The 8,042-nt window shown below is 58.2% G+C and carries 5 protein-coding genes and 1 pseudogene; 5 read left to right on the top strand and 1 reads right to left on the bottom strand.

What is annotated here, in order from left to right:
• Both EOA24_RS20020 and EOA24_RS43155 read left to right on the top strand, forming a co-directional pair.
• Positions 1-1,757: helicase-related protein (locus tag EOA24_RS20020; protein WP_127410002.1), on the top strand; the 1,757-nt coding region annotated here is incomplete at its 5' end.
• Between the two features lie 102 nt (positions 1,758-1,859).
• Positions 1,860-2,008: pseudogene (locus EOA24_RS43155) on the top strand (nucleotidyltransferase); the annotation flags it as partial.
• Positions 2,009-2,021: 13 nt separating this feature from the next.
• Here EOA24_RS43155 and EOA24_RS41710 read toward each other — a convergent pair.
• The gene (locus EOA24_RS41710; protein ID WP_189354055.1) at positions 2,022-2,225 is read right to left on the bottom strand and encodes a hypothetical protein; all 204 of its coding nucleotides are present in this window, start codon (positions 2,223-2,225) and stop codon (positions 2,022-2,024) included.
• A gap of 79 nt (positions 2,226-2,304) precedes the next feature.
• Between EOA24_RS41710 and EOA24_RS20010 the strand changes: the two genes are divergently transcribed.
• The 3 genes from EOA24_RS20010 to EOA24_RS20000 form a co-directional block, all read left to right on the top strand.
• Positions 2,305-5,301, top strand: a complete 2,997-nt coding sequence (locus tag EOA24_RS20010) for a TrlF family AAA-like ATPase (protein ID WP_127410001.1) — start codon at positions 2,305-2,307, stop codon at positions 5,299-5,301.
• A 301-nt stretch (positions 5,302-5,602) separates the two neighbouring features.
• Positions 5,603-6,862, top strand: coding sequence for a DNA repair exonuclease (locus EOA24_RS20005; RefSeq protein ID WP_127410000.1), 1,260 nt, complete (start codon positions 5,603-5,605; stop codon positions 6,860-6,862).
• Positions 6,859-8,042, top strand: a 1,184-nt coding sequence (locus EOA24_RS20000; protein WP_145992536.1) for an AAA family ATPase, incomplete at its 3' end; no start/stop codon positions are given. The genes EOA24_RS20005 and EOA24_RS20000, both read left to right, overlap by 4 nt.

Here is an 8,042-nt window from a genome sequence, read left to right as displayed (position 1 = left end):
TTGGCACTGAGCGAGGCATGCAGCTGCAGTCGATCCTGAACAGGATCGAAGTGGCGACCGCGCGAGACCGCATCGATCGAATTGGGCTGTCGGCAACACTTGGCGACCTGAGCCTGGCTGCCGAGGCGCTGCGGCCCGGCAAGGGCGCTAGCGTCACGATCGTGGAAGGCAAGGACGAGGGAAACGGCGTCCGTTTGCAGATCCGCGGTTACCTGCTGGACGGCACCGCTCCGGCTACCGCAGACGATAGCGATCCGACGGGAAAGCCGGCCGAACCTTTTGAACAATCGACGGTCCCAGCAGCGCTTGCGTCCGACTTGTTTCGTCTGCTGCGCGGCCAGAGCAATCTGCTGTTTGCCGGATCTCGCGCCAATGTCGAGGTCTATGCCGACATGCTGCGTTCGATGTGCGACGAAGCGAGCTTTCCAAATGAGTTCTTCCCGCATCATGGCAATCTCGCAAGGGCCATGCGCGAGGAGGTCGAAGCGCGGCTTCGAGACGATCCGCGCCCGACCACGGCGGTCGCGACCACCACCCTGGAACTCGGAATCGACATTGGCGAGGTGGAGACAATCGCCCAGATCGGGCCGGGTTTTTCGGTGGCGTCACTTCGCCAGCGCCTTGGCCGATCCGGCCGCAGGGCCGGAAAGCCCGCAACGCTGCGCATGTTCGTCATCGAGCCTCCCATTGGTAAGGGGCGACACCCAATTGATCGCTTAAGGCTGGATCTGGTTCAGTCGATTGCGATGGTTGAGTGCCTGCGGGGGGGATGGTGTGAGCCGCCATTGCCAGCTGGCCTGCATCTTTCAACGCTCGTCCATCAAGTGATGGCACTGATAGTACAGACCGGGGGCGCAAGCCCAACGGTCGCCTGGAAACTGTTATGCGAGCGCGGCCCCTTCCGAGCCGTGGACAGGACGCTGTTTGCCGAATTGCTCCGGTGCATGGCCACACCTGAAAACCAGTTGCTTGAGCAGTCTCCGGAAGGCTTGCTCATGATTGGATCCACCGGGGAAAAAATCACGGAATCGTACGAATTCTATGCTGTTTTCGCCACGGAACGAGAATATCGGATCATTCACGATGCCCGCACACTCGGCACCTATCCACTGAACTCTCCGCTTGCGCGTGGCGAAACCATCATCTTTGCCGGGCGCCGCTGGCAAGTCACGGAAATCGACGATCGCGCCCGTGTCATCATGGTTAAGCCGACACGGGCTGGAAAGCCACCGCACTTCGACGGCAAGGGGGGCGCCATCCACGATCACGTGGTGGCAACGATGCGCACGGTTCTCGCATCCGATGAGGCTTACTCCTATCTCGATCCTGCCGCGAACCGGCTGCTGGATGAGGCGCGCCGGTCGTTCCAGGACCTGCAACTGGATCGCCGTTCCATCATAGCGCATGGAGAGGGGGTCCTGATTTTCCCTTGGGTCGGAACCATGAAGCTGCGGACGCTGACCCTGGCATTGCTGGCCCGCGAGTTCAAAGCATCGCATTTCGGCCATGCCATCGAGCTTCAGGAATGCGAGGCCGGGAAAGCCATGGAAACTCTGCAGGACATAGCCGGTTCGCCGGCGCCAGACGGAGAAGACCTGGCTGCACGACTGGCCCAACCGGCATTGGCAAAATTCGACAATTTCCTGAGCGATCACTTGATGACGTTGGTCACAATGGCTGAGAGAATCAGTGCCAAAGACCTGCCCGTAATCGCAGCCAACGCAGTGGGAAACCATACGACGAATGAAGTCGCATAACCCGCGGAATCGGTTGCTCGCCCTCGGCTATGGCTCGCATATGTCGAAGGCTGCTATAACCGACAGGTCGACTCGCACCTGTGCTCACCAGACTTGACCAGGATGAAAACCAGCATCGATCATTTGCCAGAGCTGGCCCGCGTGGTCGAATTCTGCATGCCGAATTCGAGGACGCGCTGGCGGAAAGCAGTGCGGACTGGAATAAGAGCGGCTGCATCCTGAAGATTATCCTGTTCGGGTCCTATGCCCGCGAATGTCACCCCGTCAATCGGCTTTTTTGCGGCAGTTGGAAAGCACAAGAACACGCGTAGGAACCTCGTTGACCTGAATAGTCAGCGGCGGCTGCATGCCCGCCTTTTTGTTTCCGTCTTTTATCTTTCGGCGACAGGCGGCGAGTTGTGCTATAAGTTCATGAGAACACGCCTTGATTGATTCTTTCATCCGACTAGATTGTGCCGGCGCTTTCATCTAGGCGCAGATTCGTGATCCTGCCGACGATAGGCATGGCTTCTCCGGATCAGAAACCCCGTCACCTGGAGTGCTTCGGATGAGTGTGTCCTCGACGCCGCGTGCTGCCAAACGAGAGGCTCATCGGGGGTCGCAGTGGCTTAAGTGGGATCTGCATTTACACGCGCCCGGTACGAAGCTTTCTTGCGGATATGGCAAACCGGACGACGCGACGTGGAAACGCTTCGTGGATATTCTCGAACAATCCGAGGTCCACGCCTTTGGCATAACGGACTATTTTTCATTCGATGGTTACCTGAACACCGTCAAATGGTATCGACAATTGCATCCGGACTCGACCAAGCTAGTGATCCCGAACCTGGAGCTGCGTTTGACCGAGACGGTCAGCATCGACGGCAAAAACGTCAACACACATGTTCTGGTTGACCCGGCCGTCGCGACGGCCGAAGCCTTGAGCAAGTTCCTCAACGACCTCGAAACGCACATATCCGTTGCTGGAAGACGGTTACGCTGCAGCGAACTGACGTCTGCGAATTACGCTGCGGCCACCGTCAGCATACATGATGTTAAGGACTCGCTAAAAGGATGCTTCGCGCCGGAGCAATTCATTATCGTCACCGCCGCCGGAAACGATGGCCTGCGCGGTACCGCCAAAAATTCCCAGCGTAGCAAATCCATTTCCGATGAACTCGACAGAACCAGTAGCGCCTTCTTTGGGAAGTCGAACAGCACGGCGTTCTTCCTGAGTGACTCTCGGTACGAGGACGGGTCGAAGTCGGAGCCTAAGCCCATCTATGACGCCAGCGACGCTCATTCCTTCGAGGACCTTGGACGTTTGACAGGTGACGAACCGAGCTATCAATCGACCTGGATCAAGGCCAATCTGACTTTCCGAGGTCTCCGTCAGACGATCTTCGAACCGGAACATCGCGTCTTTGTCGGAGACCGTCCAACCGTTCTCGTCCGGCTCGAGCGTGAGGCCACGCAGTTCATCGATAGGCTGGAGATCAATCCACTCGCCAAGTATACCGGTCATAACGGCACTTGGTTTCGGAACGTCGAAATCCCGTTCAACCCTGAGCTGACTGCCATAATCGGGAACAAGGGAAGCGGCAAAAGCGCTGTCGCGGATATCGTGGCGCTGCTCGGAAATACTCGCCAAGCGAAATATTTCTCGTTTCTAACCGACAGCCAAACGAACAGGAAATTCAAGCGGCCCGGCTTCGCCGAGAATTTTTCGGGTCGTCTCGTATGGAAGAGTGGGAGCGTTGTAGAGCGGACTCTAAACGATGATGTCGATGAACTTTCGCCGGAGGCCGTCAAATACCTGCCACAGAACTACTTCGAGAGCCTGACGAACGAAATCGAAGTGCAGGCGCTGCGTCGGGAAATCGAAGACGTCGTATTTTCGCACGTCGACATCAGCGACAAGATGGACGCCAAGAGCTTCCACGATCTCGAAGAACGCAAGACGTTGAACAGTCGACAGGAAGCCAGCCAGATCAAAACGAATCTGCGCGAACTCAACATCAGGATTCTCGAACTCGAGGACCAGAGCGAACCTGTATTCAAGACCAAACTGCAGGCGGAACTAGCGGTCCTTCAGAAGCAGGTGTCTGCACTCGAAGCGTCGAAGCCTCCAGAGGAAGCTGCCCCGGCTGCTCAAAGTGCGGAACAGGAGGCGGCGACAGAAGAAATCGCGTCACAAACCCGGTTGCTGGACGACCTTGCCGCGCGTGAAAAGAGCGCAGTCACGCGGCTCGGTCGGCACAAGACTACCCTGCAAGATGCCAGCGAATTCAAGGACGCCGTAAATGCCCTGAAAAGCCGTGTACAAGGCGACAAGGAGGTTTTCAAAACCAAGTATAGCGGTCTCGGCTTCGATGTTGAGCAGGTCATCAGTCTTACCGTTAACCTCGAAGAGGTCACGAAGAAGATTGAGGCTGTGAACGAAGAAATCGCGGCGATTGAACGCGAGAGCGTCATGGTTTTCGATTCAAAGACCGATCTTTCCAAAGTCGCCAGCGTACCTGACTTGCGTGCTGCGCAGAAGTATATTGCCGATCGCATCGCCGAGACACGCGCCGCTCTCTCGGCACCTCAACAGCGCTATCAAAGGTATGTGCAGGCCGTCCGCGAGATATCCGAGAAGGTCAGCGATATCGTCGGTCAAAAGGCCTCGCCGAAATTAGGGACGATCGCAGAACTGGAGGCCCGCATTGCCAGGATCGACAATGATCTGCCGGGTGAATTGTCCAAGGCGTTGGAAGACCGTAAGGCGCTGTGCTTGGCCCTCTTCGAAAGCAAGCACAAGATAAGAACGTTCTACGAGGGCTTGAAAACCAAGGTTGAGTCGCGGCTCACCGCGGTGAGTACCGGGGACTTCAAGGTGTCGATCGACGCGTCTTTTGTACCTTCTCCCAAGTTCGGTGATGAATTTTTCAACCATCTATACCAAAACGTGAGCGGCCCCTTCCGGGGAGTCGCGGAAGGGGCGCGCGCCCTTCAACAGAAGCTATCGATAGTCGACTGGAACTCCTTCGAAAGCATCTTCGCCTTTGTGGACGATGTGGTCGGATCGATGAAATCGGGTGGCATCAGACGGCAAACCAAAGACGTCAAGAAATTCTACGACTTCCTTTATTCCCTCGAATACTTTGAACCCCGGTACGAGTTGAGACTGGGAGGCAAAGACCTGAACCAGCTTTCCCCAGGAGAGAAGGGGCTTCTCCTGCTGGTCTTCTACCTGCACCTGGATACAGACAGCTCGCCCCTCATCATCGACCAACCCGAAGACAATCTCGACAACGACAGCATTTTCGCTGTACTCGCAAGGTGTATTCGCGACGCGAAGAAAACCCGGCAGGTCATATTGGTAACGCATAACCCAAATCTCGCGATCGGAGCCGACGCCGAACAAATCGTCTATGTCCGGTTGGACAAGGTGAACGGTTACAGGTTCAGCTATGATTGCGGCGCGATCGAAAACCCAAATACCAATGGTCACATCGTAAGGGTGCTCGAAGGTTCGCGGCCGGCCTTCGTACAACGCCGGCTCAAGTATCAAATCACCTGATGGCGGGATATTGCAGCGTTGCTTGTTTTGTAACGTCCGCTCCTGGTTGATTTCGTCGCCGGTTTGGGTTGGCGCGCGAGCAGGTGAGCGACTCTACTTGATGCCATAGCCTGACGGGCACATTGAGGAACGTCCAGGAACGACGGTATGTCCGTCGCCTCCTGTATCGCTCGCAATGTCGTCGTGAGCAATTTCTAACCGTTGAGGATCGGCGGCAAAATCAGCCAAAACCATCTATGGCGAAATTCATCTATCGAGCAGCGGTCGAACACCCGTATGTTTTGTGATCGGAGCCAGTCCCATGTCATTTCGATTCGTCCACACCGCCGACATCCACCTCGACTCGCCACTGCGTTCGCTGGCGATGCGAAACGGCGACCTTGCCGAACTTGTCGGAGACGCCAGCCGCCAGGCGTTTGTCTCGATCGTCGATCTGTGCCTTGCGGAACGTGTCGATGCCCTGGTCATAGCCGGCGACCTCTATGATGGCGATCAGACATCGATGAAAACCGCCCGGTTCCTGGCTACACAGATGTCCCGCCTTCATCAGGCGGGCATCAGGGTTTTGAAAATCCGCGGTAATCATGACGCCCTATCGCGCATATCGAAACAGCTGGTGTTCCCGGATACCGTCACGATCTTCGGCGGCCGTTCGCAGTCCGTGCTGCAGACAGCCGGCGGGCTTGACGTTGCGTTCCATGGCTTGAGCTTTGCCAGCCCCAAGGCGCCGGACAGTCTGCTCCCCAAATATTCAGCTCCGCGTGAAGGCGCGGTCAATGTCGGCATCATGCATACGAGCCTTGCCGGATCGCCCGGCCACGACGTCTATGCCCCCTGCAGCGTCGCTGATCTGCATGCCCATGGCTTCGAGTACTGGGCGCTTGGGCACATCCATGTTCGCCAAGTCCATCCCGGGACGAGCACCGTGGTGATACCAGGAATTCCGCAGGGCAGGGACATCAACGAGGCCGGGGAGAAATCCGTCACCCTGGTGACGATACGCGACGACCGCACCATTGAGATCGAAGAACGGCTGACCAGTATCGCGCAGTTTGAGCGGGTGAACGTCGACCTGACCGAAACGGTCGAGTGGTCCGATGTCGTCGGCCGAGTCCGTTCCGCGCTCGAAGATGTTCGCGCCTCTGTCAAATCCCGTCATGCCGTGGTCCGTCTCGGCCTGACCGGCACATCACCTCTGTCCTGGGCCTTGATCCGTGACCGCGACCTGCTGCTTGCAGAAGCCGAGCACGTCGCGGAGCACACGGGAGACACCTGGGTGGAGAAGCTCGAGCTCAATGTCTCTCCATCCACATCCCAGACCTCCGAGGAAGCCGCCGACCCGATTCTCGAACTCGCTCAGTCCATGCGCGCCGATGCCGGCTCGGAGGCTTTCCGTGCCGAGGCGAGGGCGCTCGTCCAGAAAGTGATCGCGGATCTGCCGCCTGACGGACGCGATTTCGCGGGCAAGGACGAGGCTGAGCTGGAGCTGTTCCTCGACAGGGTGCTTGCCAACGGCGCCGACCGGGTCACCGCCCGCCTCAAGGCTGGTGGGTCACAATGAGGCTCCGGCGCCTTGATCTAATCCGTTACGGCAAGTTCACCGACGCGACGATCGACTTCGGGCCGAAACCGCAATCCGGACCCGACCTGCATATCGTCTTCGGCCTAAACGAAGCCGGCAAGTCGACAGCACTTTCCGGCTATCTCGACCTGCTGTTCGGCATTGAGGAGCGCAGCCGCTACAATTTCCTGCACGAGTACAGCGCGATGCGCATCGGCGGGGTGCTCGAACTCGGCAGCGAGGAGCACAGTTTCACACGCACCAAACAGCGCGCCAACTCCTTGCTGAACGCGGCTGGCCAACCGGTCAGCGAGATGGCGATATCATCCCATCTCGCCGGACTATCTCGCGACGCATACGAGACCATGTTCTCCTTGGACGACGAAACGCTGGAAGCAGGTGGAAAATCGATCCTGGAATCGCGCGGCGACCTGGGCAAGCTGCTGTTCACGGCGAGCGCAGGGCTTGGGCAGGCGAGCGATACATTGAGCCTGCTCGAGGCCGAGGCGGACGGGCTCTATCGCAAGCAGGCACACGGAACCGAGCTTGCGCTGCTCAAGAAGCGGCTTGCCGAACTGAAGTCCAGAAGGGAGGCGGTCGATACCCTGGCGTCGACGTTTGAAACGCTAGAAACAGAGCGCCTGGACGCCGCGGAAAAGTACGACCGCAGCATTACCGAACGTTCAGTGCTGTCGGCCCGGCTTGAGACGATCGCGAAGTATCTTCGTGCGATCCCGGTCCTTGCCGATATCAGGCGCAAGCAGGCGCAACTGGCCGAGTTGCCTGAGATCGCCTCACCGCCACGGACCTGGACCGGCAGCGTTGCCGACATGATCGAGACAGACGCCAGTCTGAGAACGCGGCTATCCGCGAGCGAGGACGAGCTTCAGCGGGTGACGACGAAAATCGCCTCGGTCGATGTGGACGCGGTGATCCTTGCGATTTCCGAACGGGTTCGCGGCCTGGCCGACCGCAAGGTGCGCCACGTCTCGGCCGGCCTCGACCTGCCAAGCCGCAGGACGGAGCTGCAAATCCTCGACAATGCCGCGGCGGCCTGCCTTGCCGCTCTTGGCAGGCCCTCTGAACCCGCCCCTGCCAAGCTGCTCTTGCCTGCTGCAACCATTGGCGCGGTGCGCACCATGCTCGAGCAGCGATCCGGGATTGTGACCAGCGTCCGCGT

The organism is Mesorhizobium sp. M2A.F.Ca.ET.039.01.1.1 (assembly GCF_003998035.1).
Classification (GTDB): Bacteria; Pseudomonadota; Alphaproteobacteria; order Rhizobiales; family Rhizobiaceae; genus Mesorhizobium.
Note: the sequence above shows the minus strand (reverse complement) of the source record. Positions and strands in the feature narration are given on the sequence as shown.